The sequence below is a fragment of the Pseudomonadota bacterium genome, assembly GCA_026388275.1.
Lineage (GTDB): Bacteria > Desulfobacterota > Syntrophorhabdia > Syntrophorhabdales > Syntrophorhabdaceae > JAPLKB01.
The window spans coordinates 37,841-52,009 of record JAPLKB010000022.1 but is presented as its reverse complement, the minus strand read 5'-3'; the positions used below and the strand labels follow the sequence as shown (position 1 = coordinate 52,009).

At 45.6% G+C, this 14,169-nt stretch carries 14 protein-coding genes; 7 read left to right on the top strand and 7 right to left on the bottom strand.

Features of this window, described 5'->3' with window-relative positions; translation table 11 throughout:
• Window positions 1–310: 310 nt before the first annotated feature.
• The 5 genes from NT010_06550 to NT010_06530 form a co-directional block, all read right to left on the bottom strand.
• Window positions 311–817: a 4Fe-4S dicluster domain-containing protein gene (locus NT010_06550; GenBank protein MCX5805714.1), complete on the bottom strand. Its 507-nt coding sequence runs from the start codon at window positions 815–817 to the stop codon at window positions 311–313.
• 27 nt (window positions 818–844) lie between these two features.
• Window positions 845–2,812 (bottom strand): aldehyde ferredoxin oxidoreductase, encoded by a 1,968-nt coding sequence (locus NT010_06545; GenBank protein MCX5805713.1) that lies wholly within the window; start codon window positions 2,810–2,812, stop codon window positions 845–847.
• 1 nt (window position 2,813) lies between these two features.
• Entirely contained in the window at window positions 2,814–3,116 is a 303-nt protein-coding gene (locus tag NT010_06540) for a hypothetical protein (protein ID MCX5805712.1), read from the bottom strand.
• A gap of 83 nt (window positions 3,117–3,199) precedes the next feature.
• On the bottom strand, window positions 3,200–3,937 hold the full coding sequence (locus NT010_06535) for a heterodisulfide reductase-related iron-sulfur binding cluster (protein MCX5805711.1): 738 nt from the start codon (window positions 3,935–3,937) through the stop codon (window positions 3,200–3,202).
• Complete coding sequence (locus tag NT010_06530) at window positions 3,930–5,291, bottom strand: hypothetical protein (protein ID MCX5805710.1); 1,362 nt, start codon at window positions 5,289–5,291, stop codon at window positions 3,930–3,932. Before NT010_06530 ends, NT010_06535 begins: the two co-directional genes overlap by 8 nt.
• 314 nt (window positions 5,292–5,605) lie before the next feature.
• Between NT010_06530 and NT010_06525 the strand changes: the two genes are divergently transcribed.
• The 4 genes from NT010_06525 to NT010_06510 all read left to right on the top strand — a co-directional run bounded on the left by NT010_06525 (window position 5,606) and on the right by NT010_06510 (window position 9,963).
• Complete coding sequence (locus NT010_06525) at window positions 5,606–5,887, top strand: hypothetical protein (protein MCX5805709.1); 282 nt, start codon at window positions 5,606–5,608, stop codon at window positions 5,885–5,887.
• Between the two features lie 193 nt (window positions 5,888–6,080).
• Window positions 6,081–6,602 carry a 4Fe-4S dicluster domain-containing protein gene (locus NT010_06520; GenBank protein MCX5805708.1) on the top strand — a complete coding sequence of 174 codons (522 nt, stop codon included), beginning with the start codon at window positions 6,081–6,083 and terminating at the stop codon, window positions 6,600–6,602.
• A gap of 19 nt (window positions 6,603–6,621) precedes the next feature.
• Entirely contained in the window at window positions 6,622–8,613 is a 1,992-nt protein-coding gene (locus NT010_06515; GenBank protein MCX5805707.1) for a hypothetical protein, read from the top strand.
• A 105-nt stretch (window positions 8,614–8,718) separates the two neighbouring features.
• Window positions 8,719–9,963: an FAD-dependent oxidoreductase gene (locus NT010_06510; protein MCX5805706.1), complete on the top strand. Its 1,245-nt coding sequence runs from the start codon at window positions 8,719–8,721 to the stop codon at window positions 9,961–9,963.
• 76 nt (window positions 9,964–10,039) lie between these two features.
• Here the strand turns inward: NT010_06510 and NT010_06505 are convergent, their stop codons facing one another.
• Together NT010_06505 and NT010_06500 are read right to left on the bottom strand one after the other, a co-directional pair.
• Window positions 10,040–10,441: a LysR family transcriptional regulator gene (locus NT010_06505; GenBank protein MCX5805705.1), complete on the bottom strand. Its 402-nt coding sequence runs from the start codon at window positions 10,439–10,441 to the stop codon at window positions 10,040–10,042.
• 279 nt (window positions 10,442–10,720) lie between these two features.
• A complete protein-coding gene (locus NT010_06500) occupies window positions 10,721–11,650 on the bottom strand; it encodes an MBL fold metallo-hydrolase (protein MCX5805704.1) in 930 nt (309 codons plus the stop codon).
• Window positions 11,651–11,961: 311 nt separating this feature from the next.
• On the opposite strand from NT010_06500, the gene NT010_06495 reads away from it, so the two are divergent.
• From NT010_06495 to NT010_06485, 3 genes are read left to right on the top strand one after another with little or no spacing between them, the layout of a single operon-like run.
• Window positions 11,962–13,119: an acyl-CoA dehydrogenase family protein gene (locus tag NT010_06495; GenBank protein ID MCX5805703.1), complete on the top strand. Its 1,158-nt coding sequence runs from the start codon at window positions 11,962–11,964 to the stop codon at window positions 13,117–13,119.
• A gap of 23 nt (window positions 13,120–13,142) precedes the next feature.
• Entirely contained in the window at window positions 13,143–13,358 is a 216-nt protein-coding gene (locus NT010_06490; GenBank protein ID MCX5805702.1) for an acetyl-CoA carboxylase biotin carboxyl carrier protein subunit, read from the top strand.
• Window positions 13,359–13,374: 16 nt separating this feature from the next.
• Window positions 13,375–14,151, top strand: coding sequence for an acyl-CoA dehydratase activase (locus NT010_06485; GenBank protein MCX5805701.1), 777 nt, complete (start codon window positions 13,375–13,377; stop codon window positions 14,149–14,151).
• The last annotated feature ends 18 nt before the right edge of the window (window positions 14,152–14,169 follow it).

Below are 14,169 nucleotides of genomic sequence, written 5' to 3'. Positions count from 1 at the left end.
ACCACAAACTCACTAGACGGTTGCTTTGCGTACCTCAAGGAGTTGGTGAGAGTTCACCGGGGATCAAATAAAAGTCTCAAGAGCAAGATCATTGAAGAGGTTTTATGGAGATAAAAAAGCCCTAAAAAATCGTATTAAGCCGAGAATTATAAGATACGGATGGGCTGCGTATACAGGAAAGACAAACAAGAAGTTAAAAAGAAAGTGGCATTACAGGAACCGTTTTGGTATGAAACCGTATGCTGGATGGTGTGGTAGGAGGAGCGGGGGTAACCCCGCTTCTCCTACCTGATTTCAAATACTTATTGGTCTACAGCTGGCTCGCTAACAACTCGGTTGCCACTTTCTTGGCATCCGCTATTTTCTGGGCCGCATCCCGCTTCTTGCTCAATGCCTCTTTGGTCGGATCAACAAAGTCAACTGCCTTCATGTCGCAGAACCTGACGCACTGGGGATCGCCATCGCAAAGGTCACACTTATAGACCTTCCGCTCCGTCTTGTTGAAGTTCATGGCGCCAAAGGGACATACAGCCACACATGAGCGGCAGCCTATGCAGAGATCCTGATCCACGCTAACGCGCGCGTCGGCCTCATCACGGCTAATTGCCTTAACAGGACACACATTCATGCATGGCGCATCCACGCACTGACGACAGGACATAGGAATGTAGAGACCCTCCCATTCCCATTTCTCAACCTTTATACGGGCCTTGGAAGGGTTTGCTACACCCTCATGAAAGATAGAACAAACGAGCTCGCATCTCCTGCAGCCCGTGCATTTTTCGTGATTTATCATAAGAACTTTCGGTTGTTGCATTATAATCCTCCTTTATGTTCTCTCGCCTTATACGCGGGACGGTTCTTTGTCGAGGTTCTCGAGTCCATACTTCTTCAGAGACTCGGCTGTAGGCACGCCATTCTCATCCAAGCCTTTGTACTTGTAGAAGAGTCCTCTCATCTCTACGAACTTCTCTCTGTCGATTTTCTTGCCGATAACATCCGGTGCTCCGCGTCGGCAAGGCTCTTCAAAGTAACGTTCCGCTAGGACTTCACCTTTGTATGGATCGTCCTTCTTCATGCCTTCCCTCAGATTAAAGAGTCTCTCCACCATGTTGGCCCTTTCCGACACATCCCAGATGTCTTTTGGCGACATCTCAAGTCCCGTATTGAAATAGAGCACCTTGGCCCAGTCTTCGAAGTTAGGTAGTGTAGCACCGAGGAATGTTGTATGGTACTTACATATTCCCAGGCAGTCAACGGCCATGTAGCAGTTCTCATGCCATACAACCTGCCATGGTTTGCCTATGTATTCAGTGTGGTCAGAGCTCAACGGTCCTTCGTATGGAACAGGACTGCTGTATATTCTTCTCATGACATCGACCGGCAAGTGGTAAAGGTCGATAGCCGGACGGCTTCTCAGGTGGTCGGAACCTCTTGATGCAAGCGCAAGATTCAGCGCAAGAGCCGGTGTTGCTCTTTCGTCTGAGTGAAGGTTACTCATGCCCTTCATGTGAATTAAGTACTTAAATGAGTCTTTGCCGATCGTCTCTGATGCCCTGATACCACCCTCAGCCAGTACATTGCCCAGCCATGTGTCTCTCTTGCAGACGTGGTGTATCATTGCAATCACGGCGTCATCGTTTCCGAACCGCAGATCAAGACCATCAGTGTCTTTGCTTGTAAGTATGCCTGCCTCGTAAAGCTCCATTGCCCAGGAGATAAGGCTGCCGATTTCCAGGTTGTCAACTCCATACTGATCAACAAGGTGATTACCCATGAGCAGTGTATCGAGATGAGTACATCCCGGCTCACCGCAGAAAGCGCCCTGAGACGTATATTCTGGGCCTTCATCGTATTTGCCGACCAGACCCCATTTCCGCGCCAGCGGCGTGTCTGGAATCTTATATTTTGCCCGACAGTGAACCTGGCAACCGAAGCAGGCGGCCATATTATATTCGCTGCCCATACTTTCCTTTGACCATTCATCTATGTTTTCAGGTTCGATCTCGTCACAGTACAGGAGCTGGTTATACTGGAAGTTGTTCGTCCTGATACCACCCCATGAGTTTGTTGCGCCCCATATAAAGGGTGTTCCCAGCGTGCCCATGGTCTGATTGACTTTCGCGCTTGTGATCTGTTCGATAAATCTCTTGTCGAATTCCAGGGCCTCCCTGGGATGCGCTATCTTTATATCCATGGTGCCACGGGCCGCAACCATCTTCAGGTTCTTCGAGCCCATCGTGCATCCACCACCGCCTCTTCCGTTAGCATTCTTGATACCGGTCATGGTATTGGCATATCGTACCAATTTTTCGCCAGCCGGGCCGCTCACAGCACACATCACGTCACGGTCCCCCAGCTCCTCTCTTACTGCCCACTGGGCTTCTGTAACCGATTTTCCCCAGAGGTTCTTTGCATCCATTATCTTTACTTCGCCATCATTCACAAAAAGATAGACCGGTTTTGAGGCCTTGCCCACCACGCAGATATTCTCAAACCCTGCATAATGGAGCTCAGCAGCAAAGAAGCCGCCAAAGTTACCGCTTCCCAATAGTCCGGTAAGGGGGTTTTTTGTCATAACATCGGTCCTGGACGTCGCGGAAGCGGGCATACCGCTAAGGATTCCGGCGCTGAATATGACCGCGTTATCAGGGCTTAAGGGATCACAACCCGGTTTTGAATTCTTGTAGAGCAGATATGCAGCCATACCTCTCCCACCAAGAAACTGCTTCCTCATCTCCAGCGTGATAGGTTTTATATCTATCTGGCCGGTAGTAAGGTTTACAATAGCTATTTTTCTATCTAAAGCCATATTACTTTCCCTCCTTCTTTTCAGCCTTTGCAGCCGGTGCGGGCTTTGCAGCCGGTGCGGCGGCCATCTGGGCCAATCTCTCATTGGCCAGTCTCTGGCTGGTTTCCCATACAGGGCCTTTCACCCTCGGAAATCCCGCCTTGATCCAGAAAATTCGCCACTCGGAGCCGCATTTAGGACATGTTGCCTTGGTCTGCCCAGGGGCCGGGGTAATTCTTGCCTCGCAGCTCGGGTTCATGCATCGAACCTGACCATACGTGCGTGTGCTTCGTAGGCTTTCTGCAGTTGATTTGTCGTCTGCCATGGTCATCCTCCATTCTTTAAATATATTTGTCGAATAGCGAACCTTTTACATCCGCGGGTCCGCGTGTTCGTCCTTCAAAGCGGTCAGGCAGCATCCTGTTCCTTGAACGCCTTGTAAGCTTGATTTACAAGTATGATTGGGTGTGTCACCTTCATACCGGTGCCGGCCTCGATCTGAAGCCCGCACCCTCCACACTCGGTAGCAGCCAGATCTGCCCCAGAGTTCTTGGCCTCAGTCCAGATCTTGCTGGCGATCTCCGTAGACCGGGCATAATTCTGCTTCTTCATGCCGTAAGAACCGCCCATGCCGCAACAGTTCGTATTGACGCTAACGATCTCTATACCGGGTATCATCTTGAGAATCGTTATTGAATCTCTTAAATTTTGCACTTTTAAGTGGCAGGGATTGTGATAAAAAACTTTCAGTTTTATTTCTCCGAAACGTGTATCCAATCTGCCCTGAGCGTACAACTTAACTAGGTACTGCGAGGCATCATAAACACGCTCTCCCACAAACCGGGCAGCGTCACTGTCAAAGAACGGTAAGCCCTCTCTCTTTATCATCATGTTGCAACTGGGGCAGGTCGTTATGATGTCGTACCCCGGGGCTGCAGCATTTGCGAGAGAATTCATGTTGAAGTCATAATTCTTCCTTGCGCCCTCCACGGCACTATTGGCCATCTGCGGCATGCCGCAGCACTTCTGATCAGGAACAATCACCTCGAAACCGTTCTTCTCCATCACCTCGACCAGCGACTTGCCCATGTCAGGATTGTAGTAGTTTGCAAAGCAGCCGTGGTAGTAAACGATCTTATCAGCCACGTTTACCTCCTTTGAACCAGTCCCTGAATGTCTCTCGATGGAATGTGGGCAAATGGGAGTTTCGATGAACACCGGTAAAAAGCTCGGTCATATATTGCACTATGGGAATATGTACCATCCAGTTAGAGAGCGGGGCAGTCAATGTACCCATCTTGGCCAGCATTTCAGGATCGTCGAGCATCCTCTTTTTCAAGCTCCTCTTATGGTGTTCGTAATGTTCCAGTTGGGCCTTCCAGATCAAGGTTGGTATGTCTATCTCAACTGGGCACTCTACGTGGCATCGACCGCAATGCAGACAGGCATCTACTGGCGGCAGAAAACCCTGCAGGAAGCCAAGTAGATAGTTCTTTGGGCTGTAGACCAGGCCTCTTTCGAAGAAGACATGAAGACCTATAGGGCACTGACGGGCGCAGTTGCGACAGTCGATGCAGAGAAAAAGATCTTCGTAAATTCCATTGAGAAGCTTACTTCTCCCGTTATCGAGGATAATGACGTCGATAGAACGTTCCGGTTGGTCAGCAAGGACGGGCAGTCCATCGAAATCAAATCTTTCAAGATCGTTTGGTTTGAGGTCGAGGAGAATACTTTCCAGACCGAAGATGCCCATTGATCGTGTGTGAAATAGGGCTGTATCGCTATCTTTCGCTACTTTCTCTATACCAACCACAAGAATGACTTTCCTGGCCTGTTCCAAATCGTGGGAGATGTTGGACATATGCTGGAGGAAAAAGACATCGCCGTTCTCCGCAGAGATCGCGTTTACGCCAAGTATTACAACATAGTCACGTATATCCCCCTTAGGCAGGGAGCTGAATTTCTTCCTGACGGCAAAAGACTCCATCAAACCCCGGTCATGCATTCCTGCTAACGACCAGTAATCTTCAAGTTCTTTCTTAAATACTTCCGGCTCGAAGTTCTTACTGAACTCTGTGAAATACCTTATATATGTTTCAAAGCCCTGAGACTTAAGGTCGGGGCGAATTTCATTGACAACTATATTCGACTTGTTGATAGAAGCAAGCCTGGTATCTCCTGCAATTTGCCGAATAGCTGATGCTGCCTCTTTGCCGTCCGCGGCAATCCTCACGTTTACGCCGAAACCTGCAAGTGTATTCTTCAGACGCTCCAAAAGTTTTGCGTTATCATCTCTCGCCTCGTGTCTAACCTCCCTGAGGTGTTCTTTAACCGATTCAATGTCGTTACTGAGTTTGAGCTGTTTGGGCTGTTTCCTGGCAAACACCTCGGCGGCCCGATATTTGCTCTGCTCGGCCGACGGCTCAACAACTATTATGCCGGGAATCCTTGTCATTAGACCTCCCGCACTATTTTTTTTACCACTACCATAATCATGCATGCTCCTGCATTCGCCAAAAACATAATCGCCTCGCTAGTATGTTCATTCCGGGAAAGCATACTAACCTTGTCCCTGCCTACTCATATCATCGTTATATCTTGACGTCTATATCGATATATCAAGGATTTATTTGTGAAGAAAATAACAATTGTCTTACTCATGATACACCTTCGTGTTTTGAATCTTTATTTGCCTAAAAAAATATAATGGCCTTACCAAACTCGTTATGTCTAATAAAGCATAATGTTTTTTTTCCGCCATAATGTGTAAGGATTTTATATCATTCATAATATCGTATTGTCAACAATTTATATTTGTTTTTTTATTTGTACAATTGCACATGCTTCTGCAATATTGAGCACCAGAAAAAGCTTCTCGGAGAGGAAAAGCACACACTTGACAAGATCGAGAAGGGGTGCCTGTCCTGCAAGTTTGATATGCTTCTCGGAGATAATGATTTCTTCGATGTACCAGCAATCGAGCAGGACCCTATGGAAGAAACAAAGACAAAGATTTCCTCGGTTATCGAGGTGAGCATGTCCGTTACCGTCCTTCTTCGTGAGAGGTGGCAAGTGATTATTATCACATACCGATAACAGGTGCTGGTCGTGTCAAAAAATATGACCTGCCCCACATTATTGTCCCATCCCTAAAGTTAGTTTCTCCACTAATATTGAGAATAAATTGCCGTGAATATTTTGGTGTCTACTATTGACAGCAGTGTTCAAATTATTGGATACTCTGCGATATAAAACAGGATGTATGAAACTTCTTAAGTGAAGGAGTTGAATGATGGAAAAGAAGGTCCTCGTTTTCGATCCCTACTTGTGCACAGGATGTATGCACTGCATGACAACCTGTGCCACTCACAATGAAGGGCGAACAAGCTTATCAAGGGCCCGCCTTCAGATCATCCGGCATGAAGGACACGCTCTCACCAGAATGGATGAGGAGGATGAACTTATTTTCGCACTCGTCGGCTGTCAGCAGTGTGAAGAGCCGATCTGTTCCATTGTATGCCCTGTTGCAGCAATCGGAAGAGATAATACAACAGGCGCGATGACCATTGATCGGACAATGTGCGTCGGGTGTCGAACGTGCCTTATGGCCTGTTACTTCGGCGCAATCTCTTTCAATCAGGGAGAAAAAACAGTATTCAAATGCGAGCTTTGCGGGGGAGATCCGCAATGTGTAAGGTTCTGTCAGCCAGGAGCCTTGAAATTTGTTCCGGTCGAACAAGCCTCCTTGGATAAGAGGATGAAGACTGCAAGAAAAATGATGAAAGGCATGTTAGAACGGAGCGAACCATGATTTTAACAGGAGGAATACAATGAGCCTCCCGAAGGGATACGCCGGGAATGTCGCTATTATTGACCTTACGGAAGAGAAAGCATTGATTCTACCAACCGAAGATTTTTTTAACAAATATGAAATCGACCCAAGGTTGTGGTTGGGAGGCGATGGTCTCATAACAAAAATCCTGTGGAAAGATTTTCCCGAGCCCATTGATCCTTTGGGTCCAGACAATGAATTGATCATAGCCACCGGACCCTGGACAGCTACTGTAGCTCCCTGGGGTGGACGCGCTATGTTAGGTTGTATTAGCCCTGAAACAGGGGCTTTCGGCTCAGGGTCTTTCGGTTGGATGTATCCGGCAGCATTGAAATATGCAGGCTTCGATGTAGTTATTGTGAGAGGGCAGGCAAAAACCCCTAAATATGTCTTCATCGATGATGCAACCATAACTTTCAGGGATGCATCTCATATTTGGGGCAAGCAGACAGGAGAAACCGTCAAGGCTATTCGCGAGGAACTGGAAGAGAATTACGAAGGTGAAATCCGTGTATTAACAGCATCCGTGGCGGGTGAGCACCTCGTGCCTTATTCGCCCCCCTGTGCTGATGGGACTTCATGTCCGGGAAGGACAGGCGGCGGGGCTGTCATGGGAGCAAAGAAGCTTAAGGCCCTGGCTGTGCGCGGGACAGGAGAAATCTCGCTTCATGACCCCAAAAGTCTTTTGGACGCCTCCTACCGTGCAATCAAGGCTTATACATCTGATCCCCTCATTAAGCTCTGGGAGGAATATGGGGCCACGACATATCTATTGACAACTGTCGGGGCACCGGTTAACGGGAAAATGGTAAGGGAGAATGCCTTGTCCGCGGATTTCCCCCACCTGAAAAACGTAGGTTGTCTCAACTGCCCTGGAAGATGCTATCACTGGCTCCAGGTAAAAGAAGGCCGGTATGCGGGCTTGAGACAACTCGGTGGACATATGACATTCTTTTTTTCGTCTCTGGAGAATCTGAAACTCAAGGATTTGAATGCAATTATCTATTATGAAAGAATTATTCAAGAGCTCGGGCTTGATCCTGCGTCTTTCAGCCAGGCTTTTAGTTGGGCCGTTGAATGTTTTGAGCGAGGGATTCTTACTGAAAAGGAAACAGACGGAGTGGTTCTCCGTTTTGGAGACGAGGATCTTATTTGGGATATAATACGGAAGGTGGCGTATCGGGAAGGAGACCTTGGCAATCTTTTAGCCGATGGAGTAGCCCAAGCCAGCCAAAGGATCGGAAGGGGTTCTGAAAAAATTGCACCTTGCGTGAAGGGAAAGCCCTATCTCTTACGTGATCCTAACCTTCAAGCTCTGACCTGGGCACTCGGCTTTCTGACAAGTCCGAGAGGCGGCGATTGGCTTCGATGTCATGGTATATGGGAGCTGTCGTTCTTGCCCAAAAACCGAGATACATATCCCAATTTTGTGGGAAAGACATGTCAGGAAGTCTATGATATCCTTGTCGATCGGGTGGACTTACCGCCAGCACTAAAAGAAAAACTCTTTGGAAACCCTCCCAAAGCCGACATAGATTGGATTGGGGGCACCGAAGGGAAAGCGCTTAGCGCAATTTGGTCGGAGAATCTCGTCGGCCTCTTCAACTCGCTGGTCACCTGTATGTTTGGCGCAACAGGTCAATATCTCCTGATAGGTATCGGTCCGACATTCTATTCTGAAATACTCAATCACATCACAGGGTGGAACACAGACTATGATGAAGTAATGCGCACCGGAGAGCGTATTTTTAACGCCCAGCGACTTTTTAATTATCGGCTAAAAGGATGGGACAGAAATCAGGACCGATGGTCCGACGAAAGGGTATATGAGGCCGCGAAGCGCGGTATATGGCGAGGGAAGATGGTTCCATGGGAACAGACGCTGAATGAATATTATAGCTTGAGAGGATGGTCCGATCGCGGTCTACCCACTAAGGAAAAACTGAAAGAACTCGGGATCGAGGATCTCTCCCGGGATTTAAAATTGTGAAGAACAATAAAAGACTGTCGTTTTATGATGTATCACATTGAGGAACCGCCTGGAAGTCATTACGACTGTGAATTGTGGATCAATAAGAAAATGGGAGCTTAATTCTTGAGGCTTGTCGTTATTGGAAGCGGTATAGCCAGTCATGCTGCCTGTCGCTATGCATTGGAAATCTCGCATAATATTGAAATCATCGTGATCTCGAAGGATCCGCTTCCCCTGTACTCGCCTTGTCTTCTTCCTTACTATGTAGCCGGAGAAATTTCACGAGACCGCCTTTTCATCCGAGGGGATTACAGTCCGGCAATGGAACATGTCTCGTTTATGACGGACACAAAGATCGTTGAGATAGACCCACCAAGGAAATTATTGATTCTCAATCAAGGCACTTTCTCTTACGACCGCCTCATTTTGGCCCTTGGCGGCCATGGACTTACCCCGCCATTCACGGGAATCCATCTCCCGGGAGTGTTCCAGTTTAAGACATTAAATGACGTAGATAGTCTGATGAAGTGGCCGGGTAAAAGAGTTGTTGTAGTGGGGTCAGGGCCAATCGGGGTAGAGGCAGCCGTTGCCCTTAACATGCGGGGGATGAAGGTCTGCCTCATAGAGTTGGCAAACCGACTGTTACCTGCCATTCTTGATGATTACCCGGCAAGCATTGTTCAGAGTATGCTTACTGAAGCCGGAATAGAAGTCATGGTGGGAGAGCGGGTGCAGAGTCTGGCAGGAAAGGATCGGGTAGAGGCCGTATTAACAACCAAGAGCAGAATTCCGGCAGATATGGTAGTATTCGCTGTCGGTGTTAGTCCTTCCATAGATATTGCGGAGAAGGCTGGAGTTAAGATCGGGAAGACGGGGGGCATTGCCACCGATATCTCACTCAAGACCAGTGATCCAAGTATCTGGGCCTGTGGCGACTGTATAGAATCACGCGACCTTGTTACAGGGCTGCCTGTGCTCAATATGCTCTGGCCCAACGCTGTTGCGCAAGGCTCAGTTGCCGGAATTAATGCTGTCGGAGGAAAAAAACTTTATCATGGCAGCTTCTCTTTTATTGTTGTCAACATGTTCAATACTTTTGTCTTTTCTTTTGGGCCCACTTCGCAATCCATGGCGGATTGTACGGCTACCGAAATAAAATCCTCAAAAGGATATATTCGTTTACTGACAAAAGATATGCAATTAATTGGAGCACAGATCATTAGCGACGATTCATGGACCGGCATAACCTCGGCCATTCTCAATCATGACAGAGGCCTGTTATTACCGAATAACCTTAAGAGGAGCCTCATCTTTCAAGCCCCTCGTATGCTAAAACTGATGAGGGCAATAAGTAATCCAGCCAATTAGCCGATTGCGAAAAGCATCTGCTCTGGTGTCCACAGCAATGTTTTTAATGATCCGTCAACAAATTCCTGGACAAGCATTATTCGGCAAATGTGGTTACTTCATCAGGGTCTTTTTTTGACGCCCCCGTTGCATCGGTCTCCGGCTCTGGAAAGTACTTATGGTACAGGCTATCCAATGCTTCGCTTGCCTCCTGCCGGAGTTGCTCGTATTGGTTTACAAAAGCACGGCCTTCAGAAGTCAGAGCTGTACCTCCCCCCGACTTACCACCAGTTTTTCTTTCTACGAGCTCAAACCCGAGTCTTTTTTCGGTTACGTTGAGAACGTCCCATGCTTTCCGATAGGACATTCCCATTTCCGTACTCGCATGATTGAGCGACCCCGTCCTCTGAATGGCTTTCAAGAGGCGATAAGATCCTTCGCCAAACGCTCTCCCGTCATTGTCAAGCCATATCCTGAAACAAATCTTCATGATTTCCATCTTACCACATGTCCCCGAATAAATGCAATGAATGGAACGCAATGGTTGAGCAACCCCCCAAATCCATTGTCTACTCTTGCACAGTCCACCTCAGGGTTCTTCTATAACAAGATCCGACAAAAACCACAAAAGATACTCGTAAGGCAGTTTTGTTATCCAGGCATCGTTGTAACATTTTTAAGTAGAGCCTACCATATGGTCTTAATTGGGGGCTACTACAATTGTCATGGCATTTTACCTTATAATTATATAATAATGATGGTTATTCACAACATATTACTAATTGTCGTCATGTTTTTTTGCCCCAATTTTTTCAGCCAGATGCCCTACCCTTTTTCTCAGGTTAAGCAAATACGCCTTCTCGGGCTGCTTAGGTCCAGGATTAGGATCATATTCCTGAGCTTTAATCATTGATACTACCTGTTCAATTGAGTTGTCTTCTGATTTCAGAAGTCCTTCGACAGTCTCTTTGAACTTTTCTGCTGAAATAATAGAGCGTTCAAAATGCTCCTTTACGTCACTGCCGGTAAAAACAAAATGATGTCCCTGACATAAAACATCTACTTCCAGGTTGGCAAGCCTCTTTAAGGATGTTATGTAATCATTGTAATCAACAAGAAATTCGGTAATTATAGAGCCGGTATGGCTCATGCAGCCAGCAGTTTCTGTTGCTATTAGAAATTTCTTCTCAGGTATATAATAACTCAACATATCTCTTGTATGCCCCGGACTCGCTATAACATGGACGGATAAACCGTTCTTAAAATCAATTATCTGTCCGTCTTCAAGAATCGTATCAACATAAAAAGGTTCAAATTGATCTCTAACAAGCATTTCATTGTTTACACTGTCCATATTTTCAATTAATTTAATTACATTTTCGCTTAAGTTAACCATTAATGCCTGCGCGTTAGGTCTTTGTATTATCTCTGAAGCTCTTCTGGACGCACCTATTTTCAAGCCTTCAAATACATTTTTCAGATATGTCGCAGCTCCGCAATGATCATAGTGAACATGTGTTATAAAAAGCATCTCTGGTTTTTTTTCATACAATAGTTTTACTATATCTTTTTCATAATGTCTGCCCATACAGCAAAATCCTGCTTCGAAAATAACCGGGTGTTCAGAAGCTAAAAGATAAACCGGCGACCATGGAAAACCTGTTACATATAAATCATCCTTAACCAAACCCGTTTTATTAAAAATCAAAACTTCTCCCTGAATCGTTTAATTACTGACTACAATAAATTATATATAAAGCCTGTCCGCCTTCGCAATCATTTTCGAATTTTCATAATATTATAAAAAAATCCTTCATAACAGCAGCAGTTAATTTTATATCCCTGCCTTTTTTAATTCAAACTATATTCACAATCTGTCGTTGTCTTCTCATAGTTAACCTTTTAATATTAACCGTAAACACCTGCTCATTTTAAAAAAATAAGCTTGACATGAAAAATATGCTTTGCTAATATAGTTTGTTAATTGTTTCACATTCTTATTGAAAGGAGAGGAAAATAATGGAATTCAAATTTTCTGACGAACTTGAATCAATGCGTAAAATGGCCTATGATTTTGCTGTAAAAAATATTAAACCTACTATGGAAGAAGACGAGAAAGAATCTAAATATCGTCCTGAGATTCTGAAAAAAATGGGTGATCAGGGCATGTTCGGTTGTATTGCTCCGGAACAGTACGGTGGACTTGGACTTGAGGAAGGCCATACGGCAGCAACCCTTATGGCAATGGAATTCGCAAGAGTAAGCCCTTCATGGGGACTTCCCTTTAACCTTCAGATGAACGGTCCTCAGAACGCACTTCTCAAATTTGGAAGCGAGGAATTAAAAGAACAGTTTTTACCTGGGTTGATCGCAGGAACAAGCGGCGGCTGTTTTGCAATAACAGAGCCAAATTCAGGTTCTGACGTGGCAAGCATGAAGACAACTGCCAAAGAAGTTGATGACGGATATATTCTGAACGGTACAAAAACATGGATATCCGGCGTACCTTACTGCGGTTGCGGTATTGTTTATGCCATGACAGACACAGCAGCAAAACACAAAGGTATGTCAGCATTCTTTATTGATTTTAATGCCCCCGGCATTACTCAGAGAGCTATTACAACAAAGCTCGGCCTCCACTGCGCACCTACCGGAGAAATTTTCTTTGAAGAAGCAAAGATACCGAAAAGCGCCCTTGTAGGAAAACCTGGTCAGGGTTTTAACATTTGCATGACCATGCTTAACTTTACACGTTTAAGTTCAGCAGCCAGAGCAGTCGGCGTATCACAGGCATGTATCGAAGAAGCCTGTAAATATGCTAATGAGAGAGAGCAGTTTGGCCAGGCAATAGGCCAGTTCCAGATGATTCAGGAGCAGATCGGAAGAATGTCGGTCGAGCATGATGCAGCAAAACTCCTTCTTTACAGAGCAGCGTGGCAGAAGGATCAGGGAATAAATAATACGCTTGAGACTTCTATGGCAAAATATTATTGCGCTGAATCTGCAAATTTCTGCGCTTCTGAAGCAGTAAAAATATTCGGTTCCTATGGCTTCTCTTCGGAATATCCCGTTGAGAGATATTTAAGAGATGCAAAGTCCTATCAGATTGTTGAAGGCACATCAAATGTACAGAAGATGATAATTGCCCAGTTTGCTCTGGGATACAGAAAGGCTTAAAAACATATTTTAAGGAGGATAAGATGGCTACAGAAGTAACTGTTCCTATGGTTGGTAAAATTGTTAATGTTATTGTGAATGTTGGAGATAAAGTCGCTGAAGACGATCAGATTGCAACCCTTGAAGCAATGAAGATGGAAATGCCTATTGTAGCACCGGTAGGTGGCGTGATAAAAGAAATTAAAGTTACTGCTGGTCAGGATGTCGATGCAGATGCTGTTCTTGCAATTATTGAGTAAAAGGAAACATTAATACATGTTATTTGCTGGGATTGATATAGGTTCGATCACAACAGAAGCACTCCTTTTTGATAAGGATAAGGGCATTCTTGGCTATGAGATAGCACAGACCGGGGCTGATTCTAAAAAATCTGCAGAGAATGCGCTTAAAAAAGTGCTTGCCTATCCATCAAAACAGGCTTCTGACATTTCATTTGTTGTTGCTACGGGCTGCGGCAGAAAAAGGGCCTTGTTTGCACAAAAGTCCATTACAGAAATAACCTGCATTGCAAAAGGAGTAAATTATCTTTTCCCGAATGCAAGGACAATTATTGACATTGGCGGACAGGATACAAAGGCAATAAGAGTAGACAAAACCGGACGCGTTGTAGAGTTTGAGATGAATGATAAATGTGCCGCAGGCACAGGAAGGTTTGTCGAGGTAATGGCAAAGGCATTAGATGTTGATCTGGATAAAATAGGTGAAATATCGCTGCAACACAAAAAGGAATTAGCAATCAGCAGTATATGCACTGTGTTCGCAGAATCAGAGGTTATTTCCCTTGTAAGTGAAGGGGAAGCGATAGATGACATACTCTACGGTATTCACAAAGCAATAGCCGACAGGACATTGGGCTTAATCAACAGGTTGGGCGGCATTGAAGAAGAGGTTATCATGACGGGAGGCGTTGCAAAAAACATCGGCGTTGTTAAAGCACTAGAAAGTGTTTTAGGCGCAAGTTTGAAAATTCACGTTGAGCCTCAAATAGTCGGTGCTCTTGGTGCTGCCATTCTGGCATCAGAAAAAGCATAGAAAAACAATTCATGAAAC

Bases quoted from the DNA above. Each gene is read 5' to 3' on its own strand.
- NT010_06485 (MCX5805701.1), top strand. From the start codon at position 13,375: ATGTTATTTGCTGGGATTGATATAGGTTCGATCACAACAGAAGCACTC.
- NT010_06550 (MCX5805714.1), bottom strand. From the start codon at position 817: ATGCAACAACCGAAAGTTCTTATGATAAATCACGAAAAATGCACGGGC.
- NT010_06540 (MCX5805712.1), bottom strand. From the start codon at position 3,116: ATGGCAGACGACAAATCAACTGCAGAAAGCCTACGAAGCACACGCACG.
- NT010_06530 (MCX5805710.1), bottom strand. From the start codon at position 5,291: ATGCATGATTATGGTAGTGGTAAAAAAAATAGTGCGGGAGGTCTAATG.
- NT010_06495 (MCX5805703.1), top strand. From the start codon at position 11,962: ATGGAATTCAAATTTTCTGACGAACTTGAATCAATGCGTAAAATGGCC.
- NT010_06505 (MCX5805705.1), bottom strand. From the start codon at position 10,441: ATGGAAATCATGAAGATTTGTTTCAGGATATGGCTTGACAATGACGGG.
- NT010_06545 (MCX5805713.1), bottom strand. From the start codon at position 2,812: ATGGCTTTAGATAGAAAAATAGCTATTGTAAACCTTACTACCGGCCAG.
- NT010_06490 (MCX5805702.1), top strand. From the start codon at position 13,143: ATGGCTACAGAAGTAACTGTTCCTATGGTTGGTAAAATTGTTAATGTT.
- NT010_06515 (MCX5805707.1), top strand. From the start codon at position 6,622: ATGAGCCTCCCGAAGGGATACGCCGGGAATGTCGCTATTATTGACCTT.
- NT010_06520 (MCX5805708.1), top strand. From the start codon at position 6,081: ATGATGGAAAAGAAGGTCCTCGTTTTCGATCCCTACTTGTGCACAGGA.